This is a genomic window from Streptomyces sp. NPDC058086, assembly GCF_042885015.1.
Taxonomy (GTDB): Bacteria; Actinomycetota; Actinomycetes; order Streptomycetales; family Streptomycetaceae; genus Streptomyces.
Genome location: NZ_JBHVST010000003.1, coordinates 85,911 through 108,141, shown reverse-complemented (window position 1 = coordinate 108,141; position 22,231 = coordinate 85,911). Strand labels below are relative to the sequence as shown.

Here is a 22,231-nt window from a genome sequence, read left to right as displayed (position 1 = left end):
CGACGCGCCCGGTGATCCCCATCGTGTGAACCGAGGCACATGACGGACAACTCGCATCGTTTGTGCGTCGTATAGTCGCCGCATGGGCGAGAACCAACCGGCGCGGCGGCCGGAGGCGGCCGCGCGGCCCGTCGATGCGGGCGTCACGACGGGGTCGCTGGCCCGCCGCCTCGGGGTGTCGCCCACGACCCTGCGTTCCTGGGACCGGAGGTACGGCGTGGGGCCCGCGGTCCGCTCCGACGGGCGGCACCGCCGCTGGACGCCGCGGGACGTGGCGATGCTCGAGGAGATGTGCCGGCTGACCTCGGCCGGGGTACCGCCCGCCGAGGCGGCCAGGACCGTCCAGGAGGGCTTCGGGCGGATTCAGCCCGGACCGGAGCCGCCCGGGGGAGGCGACCTGACCGGTGGGCACCGTTCGCAGGCGGCCGGTGCGCTGCCGCTCGGTGACGTCCGCCAGGAGTGCAGGGGTCTCGCGCGCGCGGCGGTCCGCCTCGACGCGCCGACCGTGGGCGACCAGCTGGCCTCGCTCGTGGCGCGCTACGGCGTGGTTCTCGCCTGGGACGAGGTGATGGTGCCGACCCTGCACGCGGTCGGACGCAAGTGGGAGTCCTCCGGCGACCGTTACGTGGAGGTGGAACACCTGCTGTCCTGGCACATCTCACGTGCCCTGCACCGCGCCACCGAGCCGGTCCGGCCCGTGGGAACCCCGGCCGCCGCTGCGGGGCCGGTGGTGCTGGCGTGCGTCCCGGGCGAACAGCACAGCCTGGCCCTGGAGGCGCTGCACGCGGGACTCGTCGAACTCGGCCTGCCCACCCGGATGTTCGGCGCGGCGGTCCCCACGGAGGCGCTGACCGCCGCCGTGCGACGGCTGGGCCCGAAGGCCGTCCTGCTGTGGGCCCAGACGCGTTCGACGGCCGACCTGCCTCTGGCCCAGCATGTCGCGGGCACCCAGTGGGGGGTCAAGGGGGCCCGCAGCCACCCGGCCGTGCTGCTCGGCGGGCCGGGCTGGGCGGGCCGCCCGGTGCGGGGGATGCTCCGCCCGCCCGGGCTTCGGGACGCCCTCGGGACCCTCTCGGGTCTGTACGACTCGCCCGTCCCGGCCACCCGGAGCTGATCCCCCGCGCGCCGGTGGGCCGGGAACGGCTCAGCCGACCGTCCCGGTGGGCGAGGGGGAGCCGCCGGCGGGAGGGGTGAGCACGACGGTCGGCTCACCGGGCGCGGGCGCGGGCGGCGTGAGGTCGGAGGCCGGCAGCTTCGGTGGGGTGGTCTGCTGGAACAGCGTCTGGTCGAAGTTGACCAGCCCGGTCTTCTCCATCACCGTGATGTGGTCAAGCACCGTGACGTTGGCCTGGTCGGCCAGCTGGCGGACCAGCGAGTTCTTGGTGGTGGACCGGATCTTGGCGACGGTGTTGAAGATCGAACCGTGGGTCATCCGCAGGATGTTGGCGAAGTCGGTGTCGAACTGCTTGCCGGTTTCTCCGCTCAGCGTCGACACGAAGCCCTGCTGCTGAGGAGACGGCTTGTTGGGGATGGTGATGCCGAGTGCGGCGGCGACCTTGCGGTCGGTCTCGTCCAGCGCGGCATGGCCCTTGACCAGGTGGTCACCGGCGGTCCTGACCGCCGGGGTGGTGCCCTTCTGCAGACCCAGCATCCCCACGGGGTACTCCCACAGGCCGGCCGCCCGCACCTTGACGACGAAGTCGCGGTCGGCCTCGGTCACCGGGCCCGTCGAGGTATTGGCGATGACACGGCTCTGATCAGCGGCCGTGGTCTGCAGTCCGAGCATGCTGGGGTACGCGAGCGCGGCGAGAGTCATGACCAGCGCACCTGCCACGAAGACGGTTCCTGCGGTTCGTGCAATGCGCATTGGGCCTCCTGGCGGGGCGGCGGCCCGGGGTGTGACGCTCCGGTGGGCCGCTCGGTGGATCCGGTGCGTGGATCCGGTACGGGTGTTTCGGACGCCCACCTGTACGGCGGCGCGGGTCGGAGAAACCTCTAGGGAAAGTAAAATCCGTGCCGCCACCCGCACAGTCGCGAACCGCTGAGACACCGTCTCATCGGCCGTGATGCCGCTCAGCCACGGTCCCGAGCGGCCCTGAACCGGGCCAGTCCGTCGGAGAGTTCGACGACGGGGTCCGGGTAGTCGTACGCGGCGCGCTCCAGGCGCTGGAGTTTCCAGGGTTCGTGCACGGCGCCGCCCGCTAGCCCCGCCAGCTCCGGCACCCAGCGCCGGACGTAGTCCCCGTCCGGGTCGTACCGCTTGGCCTGCGTCACCGGATTGAGGACACGGCCCGGCCGCGAGTCCGTGCCCGTTCCGGCCATCCACTGCCAGTTGAGCTGGTTGTTCGCGACATCGCCGTCCACCAGCAGGTCCAGGAAGTGCCGGGCCCCGATCCGCCAGTCCACGTACAGCGTCTTGGTGAGGAAGCTGGCGGCCAGCAGCCGTGCCCGGTTGTGCATCCAGCCCTCATGGCGCAGCTGGCGCATCGCCGCGTCGACGACCGGATAGCCGGTGCGTCCGTTCTTCCACGCCTTGATGTCCTCGTGCGCCGCTCTTTCCGAGCGCCAACGGTCGCGTTTGGTGCGGTAGTCGGCGACGGCCGCGTCCGGCCGGGCGGCGAGCACCTGGTGGTGGAAGTCCCGCCAGGCCAGTTGGCGTACGAACGCCTCGGCGCCCGGGCCGCCCGCCGCGCGCGCCCGGTGGACGAGTTCGACCGGGGAGAGGGTGCCGAAGTGCAGATGGGGGGAGAGCCGGGAGGTGGCGTCGCCCGACAGGTCGTCGTGGCCGTCCTCGTACGAGGCGATGTCCGCGCGCAGCCAGGCCGTGAGCCGCTTCCTGCCTTCCGACTCGCCGCCGCGCGCCAGCCCTTCCGACAGCCCGGACAGGCCCGTGCGGGAGGGGATCGCCTCCGAGCCGACGCTGTCCGGCACCCGGATCGCCCGGGGCGCGGCGACCGGGTCCCGCAGAGGCTCCTGCGACCAGTGCCGGAAGTACGGTGTGAACACGGCGAAGTGGTCCGAGGTGAACGGAGTCACGGCGCCGGGTGCGAGCGCGGTGATCACGGTGTCGTGAACGTGCAGTCGGCATCCCTCGCCCTCCAGGGCAGCGCGCAGCCGCTCCTCGCGGCGGCGGGCGTAGCCACTGACCCCCGCCGCCATGTGCACCTCGTCGGCGTCCGCCTCGGCGACCACGTGGCACACCTGTGCGACGACATCGCCGGAGCGCACCACGAGGCGGCCACCGCGCGCCCGCAGTCCACCGTCCAGGTCCGCCAGACAGTCCGCGAGGAACGCCATCCGGTTGGGTGCCGTGAAGCCCGCTTCGGCGACGGCGTCGTCGCGTACGAACAGGGGCACGAGCGCGGCCGAGCCGTCCTGCGCCGCGCGCAGCGCTGGATGGTCGTGCAGGCGCAGGTCCGAGGTGAACAGGACGACCGAGATGTTCATGGTGTGACTCCGGGACAGGGGACGTGGTGCTGCGACAGAGCGGCGACGAGTGCGGACATGACTGCTTCGGGCCCGCGGTCCTTCGCGGATGCGGGTATCGGCGAGGGATGCGGGACTCAGTGGGAGTGGGAGTGGGAGTAGGACGGCACGGCGGGCTGCCGTGCCCCGGCCGGTACATCGGCCTTGGCCGCCGCCTTGGCGATGTTGCGGGCCATGCCGCCGAACACGACGGCGTGGAAGGGCGAGATGCTCCACCAGTAGGCGTGTCCCAGCAGGCCGTGCGGATGGAACAGGGCCCGTTGCCGGTAGCGGGACCGGCCTTCGGTGCCTGCCTCGGCGTACATCTCCAGCCAAGCGAGGCCCGGCAGCCGCATTTCGGCGCGCAGCCGCAGCAGACGGCCTGGCTCGATCTCCTCGACGCGCCAGAAGTCGAGCGAGTCGCCCACGCGCAGCCGGGCGGCGTCGCGCCGTCCGCGCCGCAGGCCGACACCGCCCACCAGCCGGTCCAGGCGGCCGCGGAGCGCCCAGGCCGGGGGGAAGGAGTACCAGCCGTTCTCACCGCCGATGCCCTCGATCACCCGCCACAGCGCCCCGGGCGGCGCGTTCACGGCCCGTTCGCGTTGATCGGTGTAGAGACTGCCGCCCGCCCAGTCGGGGTCGGTGGGGAGGGGATCACTGGGCGCGCCGGGCACGGAGGCCGACGACCACCGGGTGGTGACCTGGGCGTCCCGCACCCGTTGCAGGGCCAGCGACACCGCCTCGTCGAAGCCGAACGGACGCCCTGGGGGATCGGGGACGTACCGGACGATGTCGTGTTCGTGGCAGACGACCTCGTGACGCAGCGATTCGGTGAGCGGGCGCGCGATGGACGCGGGCACCGGGGTGACGAGGCCGACCCAGTGGCTGGAGAGCCCGGGGGTCAGCACCGGCACGGGCAGGATCAGCCTGCGCGGCAGCCCGGCGACGGCGGCGTACCGCTGCATCATCTCCAGGTAGGTCAGGATCTCGGGACCGCCGATGTCGAAGGCGCGGTTGACCTCGGCGGGCATCCGCGCGCTGCCGACCAGGGTGCGCAGCACGTCCCGTACGCCGATCGGCTGGATCCGGGTGCGCACCCAGCGGGGCGTGACCATGACCGGGAGGCGTTCGGTGAGGTAGCGGAGCATTTCGAAGGACGCCGAGCCGGAGCCGATGATCACGGCCGCGCGCAGAACCGTGGTCGGCACGCCCGACTCCAGCAGGATGCGGCCGACCTCGGCGCGCGACCTGAGGTGGGGCGAAAGACGCTCTTCGGGGACACCCGCCGGGGTCAGGCCGCCCAGGTAGACGATCCTGCTCACCCCGGCGGCGCGGGCCTGCTCGCCGAAGACGCGGGCCGCCTTCCGGTCGGTCTCCTCGAAGTCATGGCCCGTGCCCAGGGCGTGCACCAGGTAGTACGCGACGTCGATGCCGCGCAGGGCCTCGGCGACCGAGCCGGCGTCCGTGACGTCGCCGCGCACCACCTCCGCGTCGCCCGCCCACGGGTAGTCGCGCAGCTTGGCGGGGGAGCGGGCGAGACACCGCACGTGGTGCCCCGCCTCCAGCAGCTCGGGGACCAGCCGGCCGCCGATGTAGCCGGTGGCGCCGGTCACCAGACAGCGCGGGGCGGGGCGGGGATCGTCGTCGCTCATGGGTCCCTCCGTCGTTCGCCGGGCCACCCCCTTGCCGAGTTCCCTCCCTCATCTCTTCCACGCGAACACGGCGGTCGGATGCGCCTGGCGGAGCCTTCAAGGACATGTCCGGGTGAATCGCGGGCAGGCGGGAGAACACGAGAGTCCGAGGTCACGGCTGGAGGTGTCTGCCGGTATGGGCACGAAGGTGTTGGAGCGGTTTCCCGCGGGAGGTCCGCGCGGATCCTGGACGGCGGAGGAGTACGCGGCCCGGCGCCGCACCGAGGGTCAGCCCGCGACGGTGGTGATGGATCTGAAGTCGGACGCCTTCCTCGTGGTGGTGCCGGTCGGCGACGAGGACTGAACGACCCCGCTCAGGGCCGATCCGACAGATGGCCGCCGAGCTCCGCCGCCCTGTGCACGAATGCCTCGTGCAGGTCGTGGGCGGCACGCGGCACCGAGTCCGCCCGGCGGCGCCGCAGCATCAGCAGGACCCGTGTCGTGTCGTCCATGAGCGGCCGGTGGGTGATCGCGCCACACCGCTCGAGGGGATCCCCGATCACACTGAAATCGGGCAGGACCGTCGCGCCCAGCCCCTCGGCGACCATGAGCTTGCCCATCTCGGCGCCGTCGGTCGTGTACGAGAGGGCCGGGCCGCGGCCCTCCAGGAGCCGGTGGAGATAGCGGTGCATGACGTACCCGGAGCGCATGGCGATCAGCGCCTCGCGTCCGTCCAGCAGGTCCTCCGCCGACACCGCGTCGAGTGAGGCGAGCGGACTGTCCGGGCGCAGGCACACCACCGGTCGGCCGCGCAGCAGTTCGGTGGTCTCGAAGTCGGCGGGCAGGTCGTCACCGTCGAGATGGTTCACCAGGCCCAGGTCGAGGCCGCCCTCCGACAGGGCCCGGTGGATCTCCGTCTGCTGGGCGCCGACCACCTCCACCTGCGTCAGCGGATGCGCCGCGCGGAATGCCCGGACCGTCGGGATGAGCAGGGGCACCGTCGCCGCGTTCACCGTGCCGACGCGGACCATCCGGCTGATGCGGTGCTGCTCGCCGGCCGCGCCGCGCAGCCGGTCCACCGCGTCCAGCACGTTGATGATGTGGGGCAGCAGCTCCCGCCCCTCGGCACTCATCCGTGCGCCGGACCGCTTGCGCTCCAGCAGATCGACGCCGAGTTCGCGCTCCAGGTTCCGCACGGTCTCGCTCAACGCGGGCTGGGAGAGATGGAGTTCCTCGGCTGCCCGGCGCAGCGAGCCGAGCCGGGTGACCGCCGCGATGTATTCCAGTTGCTCTGTCCGCACGCCAGCAGAATGCGGTCCATTTCACGGCCTGTTCAAGGGTTTCCCTGTCACACGTTCGTGAAATTCGGTGGTCCGCGATACGAGACCGGTCGGGTTTTCCTTGACTGCCCTCGCGGCCGGCTGCCACGATCGACGGCATGATGATGCGACTGGACCTCACGCGGCGACGCCACGTCGACCTCGCGCGCGTCTCCAGCGCCTCCTGTTGCACCGCGGCCTGAGTCCCCGGATCCGCCGCACCTCATCGGCCCCACCGCTGTCGTCGGACAGCCGTGTGCGGCGTTCCCACAGCACCGCCTGAATTCCGCGGTCCCGCGCGCCGTTCTGAACGCGCCCCCTGAATTCGGCGTACCCGAAATCCGCAACAGGAGTTCCGCATGTCCGCAGCGCCCGTGAATCCCCTAGACCCCGTGAATCCCCTGGACCCCGTGAATCCCCTGGACCCCGTGAATCCCCTGGACCCCGTGAATCCCGTGAATCCCGTGAAATTCGCCTACTGGGTTCCCAACGTCAGCGGCGGCCTGGTCACCAGCAGGATCGAGCAGCGTACCGACTGGGGTTACGACTACAACCGCGAACTGGCCGTCCTCGCCGAGAACAACGGCTTCGACTACGCGCTCAGCCAGGTCCGTTACATGGCCAGCTACGGCGCCGAGTTCCAGCACGAGTCGACCAGCTTCAGCCTCGCCCTGCTGCTCGCCACCCAGCGCCTGAAGGTCATCGCCGCCGTCCACCCGGGCCTGTGGCACCCGGGCGTCCTCGCCAAACTCGGGGCCACCGCCGACCACTTGTCGAACGGCCGCTTCGCGGTCAACGTCGTCAGCGGCTGGTTCAAGGGCGAGTTCACCGCGCTCGGCGAGCCCTGGCTGGAGCACGACGAGCGCTACCGCCGCTCCGAGGAGTTCATCCAGGCCCTGCGCCAGATCTGGACCGAGGACCACACCGAACTCGCCGGAGACTTCTACCGCTTGCGCGACTTCTCCCTCAAGCCCAAGCCCCTCAACACCCCCGAACGACCGCACCCGGAGATCTTCCAGGGCGGCAACTCCACGGCCGCCCGCGCGATGGCAGGCCGCGTCTCCGACTGGTACTTCTCCAACGGCAAGGACTTCGACGGCGTCACCGAGCAGATCGCCGACGTACGGCGCTCGGCGGGCCAAGTCGGCCGCACCGCACCGAGGTTCGGCCTCAACGGCTTCCTCATCGCACGTGACACCGAGGCCGAGGCCCGCGAGACCCTGCGCGAGATCGTCGCCCAGGCCGACCACGAGGCCGTCGAGGGCTTCGGCGCCGCCGTGAAGCAGGCCGGACAGTCCACCGCCGACGGCAAGGGCATGTGGCAGGACTCCAGCTTCGAGGACCTCGTCCAGTACAACGACGGCTTCCGTACGGGCATGATCGGCACCCCCGAGCAGATCGCCGAACGGATCGTCGCCTACAAGCGGCTCGGCGTCGACCTCTTCCTCCTCGGCTTCCTCCACTACCACGAGGAGGTGGAGTACTTCGGCCGCCGGGTGCTGCCCCTGGTGCGCGAGCTGGAGGCGCGAGCGGACACCGGGGCCGAGCCCGCGTCCGTCCCCGCACACGTCTGAGCCCGTCCCCCACTCCGCGCCCGCCCCTGCATTTGTTCCCGAAAGAGGACCCCATGGCCACCGTCCTGTCCGTCTCCGGCAGTCCCTCCGTCTCCTCCCGCACCGCGAAGCTCCTGCGCCATCTGGACACCCGGCTGGCCGCGCAGGGGCACGAGGTGATCCCGCTCGACGTCCGCACGATCCCCGCCGAGGCCCTGCTCGGCGCCGACTTCACGCACCCCGCCATCGTCGAGGCGACCGAACTCTTCGCCCGCGCCGACGGCGTGGTCATCGGCACCCCCGTCTACAAGGCCGCCTACTCCGGCGTCCTCAAGGCCCTGCTCGACCTGCTCCCGCAGTACGCCCTCACCGGAAAGACCGTGCTGCCGCTCGTCACCGGCGGCAGCACCGCGCATGTCCTCGCCCTCGACTACGCCCTGCGCCCGGTCCTCAACTCCATGGGTGCCGCGCACATCGTCCAGGGCTGGTTCACCCTCGACAAGGACATCATCACGGGCGAGGACGGGGGTATCACCGTCGCCCCGGCCACGGCCGAGGCCCTCACGCAGGTGGTCGACCAGTTCTCGGCGGCCCTCGGCAGCGCGCCCCTGCTGGCCGCGGCCGGCTGACACGATGTCCGCCAAAGTGATCGCCGACGACATCGGGGCCCTGGCCGTCGCCGCCGCGCTCGCCGAGGAGTTCCGCGCCGGTGCCTCGGCGCGGGACTCCGAACGGCGGCTCCCGCGCGAGGAGTTGGACCGCCTCTCCGCCTCCGGACTGCTCGCCGTCACGGTGCCCGCCGAGCACGGCGGGGCGGATGTCCGGCAGGAGACCCTCGCGGAGGTGTTCCGGCTGCTGGCCTCGGCCGACGCCAGCCTTGCCCAGATCCCGCAGAACCACTTCGTGTACGTGAACGTGCTGCGCCGCCAGGGCACCCCGGAGCAGCAGGCGTTCTTCTTCGGCGAGGTACTGGCCGGGCGCCGCTTCGGCAACGCCCAGTCGGAGGCGGCCACCCGGCACATCCAGGACATCCGTACCCGCCTCGACCCCGGGCCCGACGGCTCGTATGTCCTCACCGGCGTCAAGCACTACTCCACCGGCGCGCTCTTCGCCGACTGGCTCCCCGTCCTCGCCCGCGCCGGCGACGACAACCTGCACGTCGCCTACGTCCCCCGCGGCGCCGAGGGGGTCACGGTCGTCGACGACTGGGACGGCATGGGCCAGCGTACGACGGCCAGCGGCACCGTCCGCCTCGACGCCGTCCACGTGCCCGCCGACCGTGTCGTCCCCCATCACCTCACCTTCCGGGGGCCCCAACTCCACGGGGCCGTGGCCCAATTGCTGCACGCCGCCATCGACGCCGGGATCGCCGCGGGCGCGCTGGCCGAGGCCGCCGAGTTCGTCCACACCAAGAGCCGGCCCTGGTTCGAGAGCGGCTTCGACACGGCGGCCGAGGACCCGCTCCTGATCCAGCGGTTCGGTGAACTCGCCGTCCAGGTACGGGCGTCCGAGGCGCTGCTCGGTGCCGCGGCCCGCACGGTCGACGCGGCCCGCGACGAGCTGACCGAGGACTCGGCGGCCGAGGCGTCCATCGCGGTGGCCGCCGCGAAGGTGCACACCTCCGCCACCGCCGTGGAGGTCGCGGGCGCCCTCTTCGAGCTGTCCGGCACCCGTTCCGTGCTCAACTCGCTCAATCTGCACCGGCATTGGCGCGACGCCCGCACCCATACCCTGCATGACCCGGCCCGCTGGAAGATCCAGCACATCGGCCGATACGTGCTGGGGGGCACCAAGCCACCCCCCACGGCCTGCTGTAACTCCACTCGCTCCTCGGCCCCCCCCACGATCGGAGAACGCGCCCATGTCCCTCACCTTCCACTGGTTCCTGCCCACCAACGGCGACAGCCGCCATGTCGTCGGCGGCGGTCACGGCACCCCCGCCACGGCCTTCGGCCGGAACCGGCCGCCGACGGTCGCCTATCTGAGTCAGATCGCCCGCGCCGCCGAGGACCTGGGCTTCGTCGGCGCGCTCACCCCCACCGGCGCCTGGTGCGAGGACGCCTGGCTGACCACCGCCATGGTCAGCCAGAACACCGAACGGCTGAAGTTCCTGGTCGCCTTCCGGCCCGGCTTCGTCTCACCCACGCTCGCCGCGCAGATGGCGTCCACCTTCCAGCGGCAGACCGGCGGCCGACTGCTCCTCAACGTGGTCACGGGCGGCGAGAGCCACGAACAGCGTGCCTACGGCGACTTCCTCGACAAGGACGCCCGCTACCGCCGTACCGGCGAATTCCTGCAGATCGTGCGGGACTTGTGGGAGGGCAAGACCGTCGACCTCTCCGGGGAACACCTCCAGGTCGAGGACGCCAGGCTGGCCCGGGTCCCCGACCCGGTCCCCGAGGTCTACTTCGGCGGCTCCTCACCCATCGCCGGCGAGATCGCCGCCCGACACGTCGACGTCTACCTCACCTGGGGCGAACCCCCCGCCCAGGTCGCCGAGAAGATCGCCTGGGTACGGGGGCTGGCGGCGAAGGAAGGGCGCACCGTCCGCTTCGGTATCCGGCTGCACGTCATCACGCGCGACACCGCCGAACAGGCCTGGACCGAGGCCCACAAACTCCTGGACGGCTTCGACCCGGACACCGTGAAGTCCGTCCAGGCGGGCCTGGCCCGCAGCGAGTCGGAGGGGCAGCGGCGCATGCTCGCCCTCCATGACGGCAACCGCGAGGACCTGGAGATCCACCCCAACCTGTGGGCCGGCATCGGCCTCGTCCGCGGCGGCGCGGGCACCGCTCTGGTCGGCAGCCACGACGAGGTCGCCGAGCGGATCAAGGAGTACCACGCCCTCGGCATCGACGAGTTCGTCCTCTCCGGCTATCCGCACCTGGAGGAGGCGTACTGGTTCGGCGAGGGCGTCCTGCCGCGCCTGGCCGCGCAGGGCCTGTGGCAGCACCCGTTCGCACCGACGTCCGCCCCCGCCGCGCAGGTGCCCTTCACGAGCTGAGCGAGCCGAACGAACCGGGCGGCCCGGGCGGCCCGGGCGCACCGGGTGAGCCGAGCGCACCGAGGTGGGCGGCGCGTACCTGGCCGGTCTGCCCCTGCACCAGCAGGAACATCCCCTCGCGTGCCAGCCGCTGCGCCGGGCTGCCCAGGTCCATCGCGCGCCCGCCACCGGCCACGACCGCCGCGGTCGTGGCCGCGCGCATGACGTCGTACGCCCGCGTCTTGACCGCCAGCCGCTCCGCGATCCGCTCGGTGGGCACCGGGTGGTCGGCGAGCTCGTACGCCTGCCGACGGACCTCGTCGAGACGGGCGCGCAGCACCTGTCCGGTCTCCTTCGCCGCGGGATCGCCGTCCAGCAGGTCGAGCGCCGACGCGGTGATCCCGAAGACGGCCGGTGAGGCGTTGGTGTTCTTGGGGCGGTCGGTGACCGCCCAGGTCTCGTACGGCGTGCGCAGGGCCACGGCGTCGTCCGGGAGCCACAGCCCGTCCAGTTCCAGGGACACCGTGCGCGAGGCGGTGAGCGCCGCCAGCCGCATCGGCGGCGAAGGCCGCAGTCCAGGCTGCTCGCGCGCCTCGGTGAACGCGAACAGTGCCTCGTCCGCGTCCGTCACCCCGGCGAGCAGCATCACGTCGTTCAGTCCCCAGCCCGTGTACCAGGGGACCGTCCCGTCGAAGCGCCAGCCGCCACGCTCACGGGTGACCCGGACGGGGATCCGCGGGTAGGCCCGCAGTTGTGCGTACGCGACCCCGGACAGCAGCTCCCCACCCGCCAGCGGGCCCAACAACCGTTCTCGCGCCGCGGGTTCACCCTTCGCCAGGGTCAGCACCGGAGTGTGGTGCTGGGTCTGCACGAACCAGGTCGAGCAGCACGCCGCGGCCAGGATCTCGGCGGTCTCACGGACCACCGCGGCGGGCGCGGCCGACCCGCCGTAGGCCACCGGCGCGCTCACCCCGAGCAGCCCCGACCGCTTGACCGCCTCGATGCTGCTCGCCGGCACGCCCTCCTGGTCCACGCGCTCCGCCCGTGGGGCCAGCACCTCGGCCGACAGCCGCCTGGCGGCCGTGACGAGCGGATGCGGTGGGGTGGTCATCGAAAAAATCTCCCGCGGTCGTCGTGTCGTGTGTCGATCCGGCCGCCTCCCGTTCGTGTAGTCAGTGAAAGACCACCCGAGAACGAGTCGAGAACGACACGGCCGAGGAGCACACATCATGAAGTACTACCTGCTGAGCGTGATGCAGCCGCCCGGCGAGCCGCCCGCGCCCGAGATCCTGAAAGAGATCATGCACAATCTCGACGTCTTCCACGCGGAGCTGCGCGAGGCCGGTGCGTGGGTGTTCGCCGGGGGACTGCACGGACCGGAGACGGCCACCGTGGTGCGCGCCAAGGACGGCGACGTGCTCGTCACCGACGGCCCGTACACCGAGAGCAAGGAGTACCTGGGCGGGATCTGCCTGATCAAGGCACCCGACCTCGACGCGGCGCTCGAATGGGGCCGCAAGGCGACACTGGCGACCACGCTCCCCATCGAGGTGCGGCCCTTCATGGGAGAAGCCGAGGACGGATGATCCCGAACGCCGACGTCGAGGCCGTGTTCCGCGCCGAATACGGCCGCGCGGTCGCCGTCCTCGTCCGCTTCCTCGGCGACATCGACCTCGCCGAGGAAGCGGTCCAGGACGCCTTCACCACCGCCTTGCGGAAGTGGCCGGAGTCGGGCATACCGCCCAGCCCGGCCGGGTGGATCATCACCACCGCGCGCAACCACGCCGTCGACCGGCTGCGCCGCGAGTCCACGCGCGAGGCCCGGCACGCCGAGGCGGAGCGGCTGTACGCCCGGGACGAACCGGCCGAGGAGGGCCCCGTGCGCGACGACCGGCTCCGCCTGATCTTCACCTGCTGCCACCCCGCGCTCGCCACCCAGGCCCAGGTCGCCCTCACCCTGCGCCTCCTCGGCGGTCTGACCACGCCGCAGATCGCCCGCGCCTTCCTCGTGCCCGAGCCCACCATGGCCCAGCGGATCGTCCGGGCCAAGGCCAAGATCCGCGACGCCCGCATCCCGTACCGCATCCCGCGCGACGCGGACCTCCCGGACCGTGTCAGGGGGGTGCTCGCGGTCGTCTACCTCATCTTCAACGAGGGCTACGGCGGCCGGGAGGACCTCTGTGCCGAAGCCGTCCGGCTCGGCCGCCTCCTCGTCGAGCTGATGCCGGACGAGCCCGAGGCCCTCGGCCTGCTCGCGCTGATGCTCCTCATCGAGTCGCGCCGGCCCGCCCGCGCCACACCGGACGGCGACCTGATCCTCCTCTCCGACCAGGACCGCTCCCGGTGGGACCGCGATCTCATCACCGAGGGACAGACGCTCGTACGCCGCTGTCTGCGCCGCAACCGGCCGGGTCCCTACCAGATCCAGGCCGCGATCAACGCCGTACACAGCGACGCCCCGACCGCGGCCGCCACGGACTGGGGCCAGATCCTCCAGCTCTACGACCAGCTGGCCGCGCTCGCCCCGAGCCCGGTGGTCGCCCTCAACCGGGCCGTCGCCGTCGCCGAGGTCGAGGGCCCGGAGCAGGCACTCACCCTCGTCGAGGCGCTCGACCTGGACGGCTACCACGCCTTCCACGCCGTACGGGCGGACCTGTTGCGCCGCCTGGGCCGGCACGCTGAGGCCGCAGGGGCGTACGAGGCGGCCATCGCGCTGACCGACAGCGCACCGGAGCGCGCCTACCTCGAACGGGCCCGCGCGGCACTCCCGCGAAGCTGAGCGGCGCCTGTACCAAGCCGGGCGCCACGCGCAGGAGACCGAGCGGTGCCCGTACGAGCGCAGAAGCGCCCGCGATCACACGCTGAGCGCCTCCCGTACCGACCGCTCGGCCTCCTGCCCGCCCTCGCCCGACGAGGTGACCCGGCCCGCCTCCAGGACGTAGTACCGCTGCGCCGCCCGCATCGCGAAACCGACATGCTGCTCGACCAGTAGGACCGAGAGCCCGCCACGGGCGGCCAGGGCGAGGATCGTCTCCTCGATCTCGGCGACGACCGAGGGCTGGATGCCCTCGGTGGGTTCGTCGAGGAGCAGGATCCGAGGGCCCGTCACCAGCGCACGGGCGACGGCGAGTTGCTGGCGCTGACCGCCCGAGAGCAGCCCGGCCCGGCGGTTCGACAGGTTCCTCAGCGCCGGGAACAGATCCAGCGCCTCGGCGATCGCCTCCTTGCCGCGCCTGCGCCCGTCCGCGACCAGCTGGAGGTTCTCCGCGGTCGTGAGGTGCGAGAAGGCCTGCTGGCCCTGGGGGACGTACGCCATGCCGCGCGCCACCCGCTCGTGCGGCTTGCGGCGGGTGATGTCCTCACCGTCGAGACGGACGTGGCCGCTCTGTGGGGTGAGCAGTCCGACGGCGGCGCGCAGCAGGGTGCTCTTGCCCGCGCCGTTGTGTCCGAGCACGGCCGTCACCGCGTCGCGCGGGACCTCGACACGGACGCCGTGCAGGACGGTACTGCGGTGGTAGCCGACGCGTACGTCGTCGATCTCCAGCATCACGTCAGGCCTCCTGTACGGCGGTCGGTCGGGGCACGCTGGTCGTGGTGTCCTCGGTGTCCTCGGTGGCCGCGTGTCCGAGGTAGACCTCCTGCACCTTCGGATCCGCCTGCACCTCGGTCACCGTCCCCTCGCTGAGCACTTTGCCCGCGTGCAGCACGCTGACGCTGCGCGCGAAGGAGCGCATGAAGTCCATGTCGTGCTCGATGACGACCACGGTCCGCTCCCGGCTGATGCGCCGCAACAGCTCGCCGGTGGCCTGCCGTTCGTCGTGGCTCATGCCGGCCACCGGCTCGTCGAGCAGCAGCAGCCGGACGTCCTGGACGAGCAGCATGCCGATCTCCAGCCACTGTTTCCGGCCGTGCGCGAGGGTTCCGGCGAGGCTGCCCGCGAGGTCCGTCAGGCCCACCGTCTCCAGGGCACGCGCGACGGACTCCGGTACGCCCCTGCGGCGCCGCAGCATGGTGAGCGTGCCGCGGCCCGCGCCCGCCGCGATGTCCAGGTTCTGCAGGACCGTCAGCTCCTCGAAGACGGTGGCCGTCTGGAAGGTGCGGCCGATTCCCGAGCGGGCGATGCGGTGCACGCTGCGGCCGAGGATGTCCTCGCCCCCGAAGCGCACCGACCCCTCCGCCTTCACCAGGCCGGTGACGGCGTCGACCAGGGTCGTCTTGCCCGCGCCGTTCGGTCCGATGAGGAAGCGCAGATCGCCGGGGCCGACGTCGAGGTCCACTCCGTCGACGGCCGTGAAACCGTCGAAGGACACCCGCAGTCCCCGTATCTCCAGTCCCGAGAGTCCGGTGTCCGTCCGGGGCTCGGTGGTCGACGGATCCGTCATGCCGCTTCTCCCTCCGGCGCCCTGCTCGCCCTGCGCCGCCGGACGATCCCCACCAGTGAGGCGAGGCCGCCCGGCAGGAAGGCCAGGGCCACGATGAACAGCAGTCCCTGGAAGTAGGTCCAGGCCGCGGGGAACTCCTCGGACAGCGCGGTTCTGGCCCAGGCGACCGCGATCGCGCCGAGCACCGCGCCCACCAGGCTCGCCCGGCCGCCGACCGCGGCGCCGATCACGAGTTCGATGGACGGCACGATCCCGATCAGCGCGGGGGAGATGATGCCCACCGCGGGCACGAACAGGGCGCCCGCGAGTCCGGCCATGCCCGCCGCGACGACGTACGCGACCAGCTTCACGTTCGCCGGGTTGTAGCCGAGGAAGCGCACCCGCTCCTCCGAGTCCCGCACGGCGACCAGGAGTTCGCCGTACCGGCTGTGGATGAGCTGGCGGGCCAGGGCGATCAGGAGCAGCAGGACGGCGGCGATGACGAAGTACACCATCCGCTGGTTGACCGGGTCGTCGAGGTCGTAGCCGAAGAAGCCCTGGATGTCGGTGAGTCCGTTGGTGCCGCCGGTCGTGGCCTGCTGGCCGACCAGCCAGATCGCGAAGGCCGCGGCGAGCGCCTGGCTGAGGATCGCGAAGTACGCGCCCTTGACCCGGCGCCGGAAGACGAACGAGCCGAGGATCGCGGCGACGGCCATCGGCAGCAGCACGGTCGCCGCGAGGGCGAAGACCGGGTTGGCGAACGGCCGCCACCACCAGGGGAGTTCGGTGGCGGTGCCGTACAGCTGCATGAAGTCGGGGACCTGGCCGGGACCCGCGTCCGCGATCTTCAGATGCATCGCCATGGCATAGCCGCCCAGCCCGAAGAACACCCCCTGCCCGAGTGTCAGCAGTCCGCCGCGGCCCCAGGCCAGACAGATGCCGACCGCGACCATCGCGGTGCACAGGTACTTGGCGAGCAGCCCGAGCCGGAAGTCGGAGAGCGCGAGCGGGGCGACGGCGAAGAGCACGACGGCGGCCGCGGCGAAACCGGCCGCGGGACGCAGGAAGGTCAACCGACCTTTCGGGGGCCGGAGTTGCTTCACCGATGGGGCATGAGGAGTGGTGGTGGTCATACGAGACTCCTCGTCCGCACGGTGTACAGGCCCTGGGGCCGCCACTGGAGGAACGCGACGATGGCCACGAGGACCAGTACCTTCGCGACGCTGACCGTGGTGGAGTACTCCAGCACGGACTGCAGCACGCCCAGCACGAAGGCGACGATGACGCTGCCCTTGAGCTGTCCGATGCCGCCGACCACGATCACCAGGAAGGCGTCGATGATGACGTTGGTGCCCATCGTGGGCCCGATCGGACCGACGAGTGTCAGCGCGACCCCGGCGATCCCGGCCAGGCCGGACCCGATGAAGAACGCGGTGCGGTCGACACGGCCGGTGGAGATGCCGGACACCTCGGCGAGGTCCCGGTTCTGCACGACCGCACGGATGCGCCGCCCGAGTGGGGTCAGCCGCAGGGTGAGCGACAGGGCGACCACCGCCGCGACCGCCAGCCCCAGGATGAACAGGCGGCTGCTCGCGAAGGTGAGCGGGTCGTCGCCGCCGATGACGGTGATGTTCCCGGTGAGGACGTCCGGCGCGCGGGTCTGGACATTGGGTGCGCCGAAGATGTCCCGCGCGAGCTGCTGGAGCATCAGGGAGACACCCCAGGTGACCAGCAGGGTGTCCAGGGGACGCAGATAGAGCCGGCGGATGAGCAGCCATTCGAGCAGCGCGCCGAGGGCACCCGAGACGAGGAAGGCGACGGGCAGCGCGACGATCAGCGAGAGACCCGCGCCGGCGATGGATTTCTGGAGGACGTACGTGGTGTAGGCGCCGGCCATGATGAACTCGCCGTGGGCCATGTTGATGACGTTCATCTGGCCGAAGGTGAGCGACAGGCCGAGCGCGATGAGCAGCAGGACGGCACCGATGCTGACGCCGGTGAACATCTGCCCGAGGATCACGGTCATGGAGCGACTCCGGGGGACGGGACACGGGGGCCTCTCGTCGTGGACGAGGTCTGTCGTGGTCGAGGCCCCCGTGCGACGGGCGGTCAGGAGAGGCCGGAGGCCCAGGAGTAGCCCTTGAGGAACGGGTCCGGCTTGATCGGCTTGCCCGAGTTCCACACTTCCTGGATCAGCCCGTCGGTGCCGACCTTGCCGATGCGGGCGGTCTTGTAGATGTGCTGGCTCGCGCCGTCGACGGTGACCTTGCCCTCGGGCGCCTCGAAGGTGATGCCGTCGGAGGCCGCCTTGACCTTCTCCGGGTCGAAGGACTTCGCCTTCTCGACCATCGCCTTCCACAGGTAGACCGAGGTGTACGCGGCCTCCATAGGGTCACTGGTCGGCTTGTCCTGGCCGTACTTGGCCTTGTACGCCTTCACGAACCTGGTGTTCGCCGCGCCCGGGGTCGTCTGGTAGTAGTTCCAGGCCGTCAACTGGCCCGCCAGATACTGCGATCCGATCGACTTGACCTCCTCCTCGGCGATCGACACCGAGACCACCGGCATGCGGGTGGCGGTCAGGCCCGCGGACTTGTACTCCTTGAAGAACGCCACGTTCGAGTCGCCGTTGAGGGTGTTGAAGACCGCGTCCGCCTTCGACGCCTTCACCTTGTTGGCGATCGTGCTGAACTCCGTGGAGCCCAGCGGCGCGTAGTCCTCGCCGAGAACCGTCATGCCGTTGGCCTTCGCGTACGCCTTGATCTCCTTGTTGGCGGTGCGCGGGAAGACGTAGTCGCTGCCGACGAGGTAGATCTTCTTCTTGCCCTGTGACTTGAGGTAGTCGAGCGCCGGGACGATCTGCTGGTTGGTGGTCGCGCCGGTGTAGAAGATGTAGGGCGACTCCTCCAGGCCCTCGTACTGCACGGGGTAGAACAGCAGCGACTTGTTCTTCTCGAAGACCGGCTTGACGGCCTTGCGGCTCGCCGAGGTCCAGCAGCCGAACGTGGCCGCGACCCGGTCCTCCTTGATGAGCTTGCTCGCCTTCTCGGCGAAGGTCGGCCAGTCGGAGGCGCCGTCCTCGCTGATCGGCTTGATCTTCTTGCCTAGCACTCCGCCTGAGGCGTTGATCTCGTCGATCGCCAGCTTCAGCGAATCGCGTACGGTCACCTCGCTGATCGCCATGGTGCCGGAGAGCGAGTTGAGGAGTCCGACCTTGACCGTGTCACCGCTGGTGTCGGCCTGCGCCGCCTTGTCGGACGTACCGCCGGAGTTGGTCTTCGCGCCGCACGCGGAGAGCGCGACGACCGCGGCGAGCGCCGAGGCGCCGGCGATGAACCGACGCCTGGAGGTGCTGGAAACCGGGGAAACCGGGGAAACCCGGGAAACCATGGAAACGTTGGAAACGCTGGACAAAAGAACCCCCTAAGTCCCATGAGGGGACAGCCGGAAAGAAAGAGACAGCCCTTCAGGGGCGGCGATGGCGCGCGAGTCTCCAGCTTTCCGCTGATGGTGTACCGGCTGGTTCCTGAAGTGCGGTCACAGCCTCAAGTCGCCCTGTTTCCAAGGCGTTTCACCACACTTTCCCGGCTGTATCTTCCCGCTCTCTCCGGGCAAGAAAAAATGCCCGGGGCGGAATTCTGTGCATGAATTCACAGATCGCCCGAGGCATTCTAATTACTTCCTGCAGGAAGTATCTTGGTGTGGGTGCGAACGTGTCAAGGGCGGGATCCGTGAAGATCGAGTTCGGCCACCACGTCGAAGTCGACTCCCTCGGCCCGTGCCAGATAGATCCGCTGCCGTACGTGGCTGCCCCGCAGATGGAGCAGTCCGCGCGGTCCCTCGTACGACACGGTGTCGGCCGTCGCCCCGATCGCCGACACGTCGAGCGACCCGGCCCTGGAGATGAGCGCGGCGAGCAACAGGACGCCCTCGTAACAGGATTCGCCGAGGCTTCCGAGTGCCGGTGCCTCGATGCCGTACCTTCCGGCGTACTGGCCGTGGAAGTCGAGGGTGTCCTGATTCGCGAGCGAGGCGAAGAAGCCCGCGGTGCTGAAGAGGTCCGAGGTGGTGCTCGGCCCGCTGGCCATCAGCATGTTCTCGTCCATCAGCGTGCTCAGCCGCAGACAGCGCTCGTCGAGTCCGGCCGCCGCGAACGCCCGGTTGAAACGCACCGCGTCGCTGCCCACCAGCAGCATCAGGACAGCGTCCGCCTCCGACCGTTCGATGCGCCGCAGTACGCCGTCGAAGTCGTGGGTGCCGAGCGGGAGATAGGACTGTCCGCAGATGTCGGCCCCGGACTCGCGGGCGTACCCGAGCGCCGCACGGGCCGTACGGCGTGGCCAGATGTAGTCGTTGCCGACGACGAACCAGCGCCGCACTCCGCGCTCGTGCGCCAACAGTCCCATCGCGGGGCGGAGTTGGTCGCGCGGTGTCTCGCTGGTGAGGAACACCCCCGCGGTGTGCTCACCGCCCTCGTACAGCGCGGTGTAGACGTACGGCACCCGGTGCGCGACCCTCGGCGCCAGCGCCTGCCGCACCGAGGAGATGTGCCAGCCTGTGACGCCCTGCACGACCCCCAGGTCCACCAGGGCCTCGACGTGGTCGGCGACGGCACCCGGCGGGGCGCCGCCGTCGACGGGCAGCAGTCGCAGCTCCTTGCCGAGGACGCCGCCCGCGCGGTTGACCTCCTCCGCGGCCAGCCGCGCGCACAGTTCGCAGGCGGGCCCGAAGATGCCCGCCGACCCCTGGAGCGGGAAGACCAGCGCCACACCGAGCACGGAGTCGTCGGCCGTGAACCAGTCGAGCGGAGGGGGAGGGCTCCCGAACATGGCGTCATGATTTCGGGTCCCCGCGGTGAACTCCAGTCCGTCTCATACGATGTACGCACCTCGTGACCAAGGAGCATGATGGCCGGCCGATCTGCGCGTGAGCCTCAGAACCTGATGCAGCTCTTGACGCGGGCCGAACGGCTTGCCGCGCGCCACCTCCAGACCGTCCTCGACGAGGACGGCTGCTCCCTCGACGCCTGGCGGGTGCTCGCCCTGCTCTCCGACGGCGAGGGCCACCACATGACCGCGGTCGCCGAGGCCGCCTTCCTGCCGCCCGCGACGCTGACCAAGCTCGTGGACCAACTCGTCGACCAGAACCTCGTCCACCGCCGCGTCGATCCTCTCGACCGGCGGCGCATCCTCGCCCATCTCACCCCGCGCGGCCAGACGTACTGGCGCCGCCTCGACCGCGAGGTCTGCGCGCGGTGGCCGGTGCTGAGCGACGGCGAGGACGAGCTGCTGAGGGGCCTGCTGGAGCGCCTGGCCGACACGCTCCACGGGTCTCCCGCGGAGCCCGCCCTCTGACACCCCTCCGTGACGTCGTGATCGCGGAACGTATTCTTCGTGTACCCGGAATTTATTTGGGCGCATGAAAGGTTGGCGTTTACACCGAGCCCTACGGCTCAAGACGACCGCCCGTGGGCCGCCAGGTCCGCACCGATCAGCGAGGCACCGTGAACGACCGCACCCCCGAGCAGCCCGCCGACATCGTGGCCCGGCTGCGCGCCACCTTCCGCTCCGGCCGCACCAAGCCCCTCGCGTGGCGCACCACCCAGCTGCGCCGACTGCGCGAACTGCTCACCACGCACGGCGCCGAGCTCGCGGAGGCCCTCCACACGGACCTCGGCAAGAGCTCCACCGAGGCCTTCCGCACCGAGATCGACTTCACCGTGCGCGAGATCGACCACACCCTCGACCATCTCGACGAGTGGCTGCGCCCCGAGTCCGCCCCGGTCCCCGCCCATCTCGGCGCCGACGCGACGGGCTGGACGCGGTACGACCCGCTGGGCGTCGTGCTGGTCATCGCCCCCTGGAACTATCCGGTGCAGCTCCTGCTGACGCCGATGCTCGGCGCGCTGGCCGCGGGCAACACGGTGGTCGTCAAGCCCAGCGAGCTCGCCCCCGCCACCTCCGCCGCCCTCGCCCGGCTGCTGCCGCGCCACCTCGACACCGACGCGGTCGCCGTCGTCGAGGGCGCCGTTCCGGAGACCACCGCGCTGCTGGCGGAGCGCTTCGACCACATCTTCTACACCGGCAACGGCGCGGTCGGCCGGATCGTGATGCGGGCCGCCGCCGAGCACCTCACCCCCGTCGCCCTCGAACTGGGCGGCAAGTCACCGGCGTTCGTCGACCGTGACGCCGACCTGTCCGTCGTCGCCGACCGGCTCGCCCGCGGCAAGTTCCTCAACGCCGGGCAGACCTGCGTCGCGCCGGACTACGTCCTCACCGACCCGGAGACCGCCCGCGCACTGGAGCCCGAGCTCGTGCGCGCCGTCGAGGCGCTCTTCGGCGCCGAGCCGGGACGGTCGGGCGAGTACGGGCGGATCGTCAACGAGCGGCACTTCGACCGGCTCAGCTCGCTGCTCGACTCCGGGCGCACCGTCATCGGCGGCACCGGAGACCGGGCCACCAAGTACCTCGCGCCCACCGTCCTCGCCGACGTCGACCCCAAGGCCCCCGTGATGCAGGAGGAGATCTTCGGACCGATCCTGCCGATCGTCACGGTGGCGGGGCTGGACGAGGCCATCGACTTCATCAACGACCGCGACAAGCCCCTGGCGCTCTACGTCTTCACCGAGTCGGACACCACCCGGGAGCGGATCGCCGAGGAGACGTCCTCCGGAGGCCTCGGCCTCGGTCTGCCGCTCGCCCATCTGACCGTCTCCGACCTGCCGTTCGGCGGGGTCGGCGAGAGCGGCATGGGCAGCTACCACGGCCGCTACTCCATCGAGACGTTCAGCCACCGCAAGGCGGTGCTGCAGAAGCCGCTCGGCTGACGCGACCCCCACGGTGCCCCGGCAGATCCTCGACGATCTGCCGGGGCACCGTCGTGCGACCCTCTCTGCCAACGTTGTCAGATCTGACTGGTCTAC

At 71.0% G+C, this 22,231-nt stretch carries 21 protein-coding genes and 1 pseudogene; 11 read left to right on the top strand and 11 right to left on the bottom strand.

The annotated features are described in order from the left end of the window. Positions 1 to 82 precede the first annotated feature (82 nt). The gene (locus ACFVWD_RS03355; protein WP_389593689.1) at positions 83 to 1,114 is read left to right on the top strand and encodes a MerR family transcriptional regulator; all 1,032 of its coding nucleotides are present in this window, start codon (positions 83 to 85) and stop codon (positions 1,112 to 1,114) included. 30 nt (positions 1,115 to 1,144) lie between these two features. On the opposite strand, the gene ACFVWD_RS03350 is transcribed toward ACFVWD_RS03355, so the two are convergent. The 3 genes from ACFVWD_RS03350 to ACFVWD_RS03340 form a co-directional block, all read right to left on the bottom strand. Then, positions 1,145 to 1,867 (bottom strand): DUF4142 domain-containing protein, encoded by a 723-nt coding sequence (locus ACFVWD_RS03350; RefSeq protein WP_389593687.1) that lies wholly within the window; start codon positions 1,865 to 1,867, stop codon positions 1,145 to 1,147. 206 nt (positions 1,868 to 2,073) lie between these two features. Further along, on the bottom strand, positions 2,074 to 3,447 hold the full coding sequence (locus ACFVWD_RS03345) for a cryptochrome/photolyase family protein (RefSeq protein ID WP_389593685.1): 1,374 nt from the start codon (positions 3,445 to 3,447) through the stop codon (positions 2,074 to 2,076). Between the two features lie 116 nt (positions 3,448 to 3,563). Beyond that, complete coding sequence (locus tag ACFVWD_RS03340) at positions 3,564 to 5,117, bottom strand: SDR family oxidoreductase (RefSeq protein ID WP_389593683.1); 1,554 nt, start codon at positions 5,115 to 5,117, stop codon at positions 3,564 to 3,566. A 175-nt stretch (positions 5,118 to 5,292) separates the two neighbouring features. Between ACFVWD_RS03340 and ACFVWD_RS03335 the strand changes: the two genes are divergently transcribed. Further along, positions 5,293 to 5,460: a hypothetical protein gene (locus ACFVWD_RS03335; RefSeq protein ID WP_165854173.1), complete on the top strand. Its 168-nt coding sequence runs from the start codon at positions 5,293 to 5,295 to the stop codon at positions 5,458 to 5,460. A 10-nt stretch (positions 5,461 to 5,470) separates the two neighbouring features. On the opposite strand, the gene ACFVWD_RS03330 is transcribed toward ACFVWD_RS03335, so the two are convergent. Then, a complete protein-coding gene (locus ACFVWD_RS03330; protein ID WP_389593682.1) occupies positions 5,471 to 6,397 on the bottom strand; it encodes a LysR family transcriptional regulator in 927 nt (308 codons plus the stop codon). 137 nt (positions 6,398 to 6,534) lie between these two features. Between ACFVWD_RS03330 and ACFVWD_RS03325 the strand changes: the two genes are divergently transcribed. The 5 genes and pseudogenes from ACFVWD_RS03325 to ACFVWD_RS03305 all read left to right on the top strand — a co-directional run bounded on the left by ACFVWD_RS03325 (position 6,535) and on the right by ACFVWD_RS03305 (position 10,972). Next, positions 6,535 to 6,618, top strand: coding sequence for a putative leader peptide (locus ACFVWD_RS03325; protein ID WP_351305882.1), 84 nt, complete (start codon positions 6,535 to 6,537; stop codon positions 6,616 to 6,618). 243 nt (positions 6,619 to 6,861) lie between these two features. Beyond that, positions 6,862 to 7,989 carry a dimethylsulfone monooxygenase SfnG gene (gene sfnG, locus ACFVWD_RS03320; RefSeq protein WP_389593680.1) on the top strand — a complete coding sequence of 376 codons (1,128 nt, stop codon included), beginning with the start codon at positions 6,862 to 6,864 and terminating at the stop codon, positions 7,987 to 7,989. Positions 7,990 to 8,042: 53 nt separating this feature from the next. Continuing rightward, positions 8,043 to 8,597 carry an NADPH-dependent FMN reductase gene (gene ssuE, locus ACFVWD_RS03315; RefSeq protein ID WP_389593678.1) on the top strand — a complete coding sequence of 185 codons (555 nt, stop codon included), beginning with the start codon at positions 8,043 to 8,045 and terminating at the stop codon, positions 8,595 to 8,597. A 4-nt stretch (positions 8,598 to 8,601) separates the two neighbouring features. Beyond that, positions 8,602 to 9,785 (top strand): annotated as a pseudogene (locus tag ACFVWD_RS03310) (SfnB family sulfur acquisition oxidoreductase). 44 nt (positions 9,786 to 9,829) lie between these two features. Continuing rightward, the gene (locus ACFVWD_RS03305; protein ID WP_389593677.1) at positions 9,830 to 10,972 is read left to right on the top strand and encodes an LLM class flavin-dependent oxidoreductase; all 1,143 of its coding nucleotides are present in this window, start codon (positions 9,830 to 9,832) and stop codon (positions 10,970 to 10,972) included. Here the strand turns inward: ACFVWD_RS03305 and ACFVWD_RS03300 are convergent. Next, positions 10,962 to 12,062 (bottom strand): acyl-CoA dehydrogenase family protein, encoded by a 1,101-nt coding sequence (locus tag ACFVWD_RS03300; protein WP_389593675.1) that lies wholly within the window; start codon positions 12,060 to 12,062, stop codon positions 10,962 to 10,964. The two genes, ACFVWD_RS03305 and ACFVWD_RS03300, sit on opposite strands and share 11 nt — an antisense overlap. 118 nt (positions 12,063 to 12,180) lie before the next feature. Here ACFVWD_RS03300 and ACFVWD_RS03295 point away from each other — a divergent pair, with 118 nt between their 5' ends. Together ACFVWD_RS03295 and ACFVWD_RS03290 are read left to right on the top strand one after the other, a co-directional pair. Next, positions 12,181 to 12,537, top strand: coding sequence for a YciI family protein (locus ACFVWD_RS03295; protein ID WP_060899052.1), 357 nt, complete (start codon positions 12,181 to 12,183; stop codon positions 12,535 to 12,537). Further along, positions 12,534 to 13,730, top strand: a complete 1,197-nt coding sequence (locus ACFVWD_RS03290) for an RNA polymerase sigma factor (protein ID WP_389593673.1) — start codon at positions 12,534 to 12,536, stop codon at positions 13,728 to 13,730. Before ACFVWD_RS03295 ends, ACFVWD_RS03290 begins: the two co-directional genes overlap by 4 nt. 75 nt (positions 13,731 to 13,805) lie before the next feature. Here ACFVWD_RS03290 and urtE read toward each other — a convergent pair whose 3' ends face one another. The 6 genes from urtE to ACFVWD_RS03260 all read right to left on the bottom strand — a co-directional run bounded on the left by urtE (position 13,806) and on the right by ACFVWD_RS03260 (position 20,138). Beyond that, a complete protein-coding gene (urtE, locus tag ACFVWD_RS03285) occupies positions 13,806 to 14,498 on the bottom strand; it encodes an urea ABC transporter ATP-binding subunit UrtE (RefSeq protein WP_389593844.1) in 693 nt (230 codons plus the stop codon). A gap of 4 nt (positions 14,499 to 14,502) precedes the next feature. Further along, on the bottom strand, positions 14,503 to 15,333 hold the full coding sequence (gene urtD, locus ACFVWD_RS03280; RefSeq protein ID WP_389593671.1) for an urea ABC transporter ATP-binding protein UrtD: 831 nt from the start codon (positions 15,331 to 15,333) through the stop codon (positions 14,503 to 14,505). Further along, the gene (gene urtC, locus ACFVWD_RS03275) at positions 15,330 to 16,445 is read right to left on the bottom strand and encodes an urea ABC transporter permease subunit UrtC (protein WP_389593670.1); all 1,116 of its coding nucleotides are present in this window, start codon (positions 16,443 to 16,445) and stop codon (positions 15,330 to 15,332) included. Before urtC ends, urtD begins: the two co-directional genes overlap by 4 nt. Next, positions 16,442 to 17,338 (bottom strand): urea ABC transporter permease subunit UrtB, encoded by an 897-nt coding sequence (gene urtB / locus ACFVWD_RS03270; protein ID WP_095856462.1) that lies wholly within the window; start codon positions 17,336 to 17,338, stop codon positions 16,442 to 16,444. Before urtB ends, urtC begins: the two co-directional genes overlap by 4 nt. 83 nt (positions 17,339 to 17,421) lie before the next feature. After that, positions 17,422 to 18,699, bottom strand: a complete 1,278-nt coding sequence (gene urtA, locus ACFVWD_RS03265; protein WP_389593668.1) for an urea ABC transporter substrate-binding protein — start codon at positions 18,697 to 18,699, stop codon at positions 17,422 to 17,424. 326 nt (positions 18,700 to 19,025) lie between these two features. Beyond that, the gene (locus ACFVWD_RS03260; RefSeq protein WP_389593666.1) at positions 19,026 to 20,138 is read right to left on the bottom strand and encodes a substrate-binding domain-containing protein; all 1,113 of its coding nucleotides are present in this window, start codon (positions 20,136 to 20,138) and stop codon (positions 19,026 to 19,028) included. A gap of 114 nt (positions 20,139 to 20,252) precedes the next feature. Between ACFVWD_RS03260 and ACFVWD_RS03255 the strand changes: the two genes are divergently transcribed. After that, a complete protein-coding gene (locus ACFVWD_RS03255; RefSeq protein WP_389593664.1) occupies positions 20,253 to 20,663 on the top strand; it encodes a MarR family winged helix-turn-helix transcriptional regulator in 411 nt (136 codons plus the stop codon). Positions 20,664 to 20,776: 113 nt separating this feature from the next. Beyond that, positions 20,777 to 22,135: an aldehyde dehydrogenase family protein gene (locus ACFVWD_RS03250; RefSeq protein WP_389593662.1), complete on the top strand. Its 1,359-nt coding sequence runs from the start codon at positions 20,777 to 20,779 to the stop codon at positions 22,133 to 22,135. The last annotated feature ends 96 nt before the right edge of the window (positions 22,136 to 22,231 follow it).

What these genes read in the sequence shown, in the direction of transcription:
- ACFVWD_RS03335 (WP_165854173.1), top strand. Translation starts at nt 5,293, where the DNA reads ATGGGCACGAAGGTGTTGGAGCGGTTTCCCGCGGGAGGTCCGCGCGGA.
- urtD (WP_389593671.1), bottom strand. Translation starts at nt 15,333, where the DNA reads ATGACGGATCCGTCGACCACCGAGCCCCGGACGGACACCGGACTCTCG.
- ACFVWD_RS03300 (WP_389593675.1), bottom strand. Translation starts at nt 12,062, where the DNA reads ATGACCACCCCACCGCATCCGCTCGTCACGGCCGCCAGGCGGCTGTCG.
- urtC (WP_389593670.1), bottom strand. Translation starts at nt 16,445, where the DNA reads ATGACCACCACCACTCCTCATGCCCCATCGGTGAAGCAACTCCGGCCC.
- ACFVWD_RS03340 (WP_389593683.1), bottom strand. Translation starts at nt 5,117, where the DNA reads ATGAGCGACGACGATCCCCGCCCCGCCCCGCGCTGTCTGGTGACCGGC.
- ACFVWD_RS03295 (WP_060899052.1), top strand. Translation starts at nt 12,181, where the DNA reads ATGAAGTACTACCTGCTGAGCGTGATGCAGCCGCCCGGCGAGCCGCCC.
- urtB (WP_095856462.1), bottom strand. Translation starts at nt 17,338, where the DNA reads ATGACCGTGATCCTCGGGCAGATGTTCACCGGCGTCAGCATCGGTGCC.
- ACFVWD_RS03290 (WP_389593673.1), top strand. Translation starts at nt 12,534, where the DNA reads ATGATCCCGAACGCCGACGTCGAGGCCGTGTTCCGCGCCGAATACGGC.
- urtE (WP_389593844.1), bottom strand. Translation starts at nt 14,498, where the DNA reads ATGCTGGAGATCGACGACGTACGCGTCGGCTACCACCGCAGTACCGTC.
- ssuE (WP_389593678.1), top strand. Translation starts at nt 8,043, where the DNA reads ATGGCCACCGTCCTGTCCGTCTCCGGCAGTCCCTCCGTCTCCTCCCGC.
- ACFVWD_RS03355 (WP_389593689.1), top strand. Translation starts at nt 83, where the DNA reads ATGGGCGAGAACCAACCGGCGCGGCGGCCGGAGGCGGCCGCGCGGCCC.
- ACFVWD_RS03260 (WP_389593666.1), bottom strand. Translation starts at nt 20,138, where the DNA reads ATGTTCGGGAGCCCTCCCCCTCCGCTCGACTGGTTCACGGCCGACGAC.
- ACFVWD_RS03325 (WP_351305882.1), top strand. Translation starts at nt 6,535, where the DNA reads ATGATGATGCGACTGGACCTCACGCGGCGACGCCACGTCGACCTCGCG.
- ACFVWD_RS03305 (WP_389593677.1), top strand. Translation starts at nt 9,830, where the DNA reads ATGTCCCTCACCTTCCACTGGTTCCTGCCCACCAACGGCGACAGCCGC.
- ACFVWD_RS03350 (WP_389593687.1), bottom strand. Translation starts at nt 1,867, where the DNA reads ATGCGCATTGCACGAACCGCAGGAACCGTCTTCGTGGCAGGTGCGCTG.
- ACFVWD_RS03345 (WP_389593685.1), bottom strand. Translation starts at nt 3,447, where the DNA reads ATGAACATCTCGGTCGTCCTGTTCACCTCGGACCTGCGCCTGCACGAC.
- ACFVWD_RS03255 (WP_389593664.1), top strand. Translation starts at nt 20,253, where the DNA reads ATGCAGCTCTTGACGCGGGCCGAACGGCTTGCCGCGCGCCACCTCCAG.
- urtA (WP_389593668.1), bottom strand. Translation starts at nt 18,699, where the DNA reads ATGGTTTCCCGGGTTTCCCCGGTTTCCCCGGTTTCCAGCACCTCCAGG.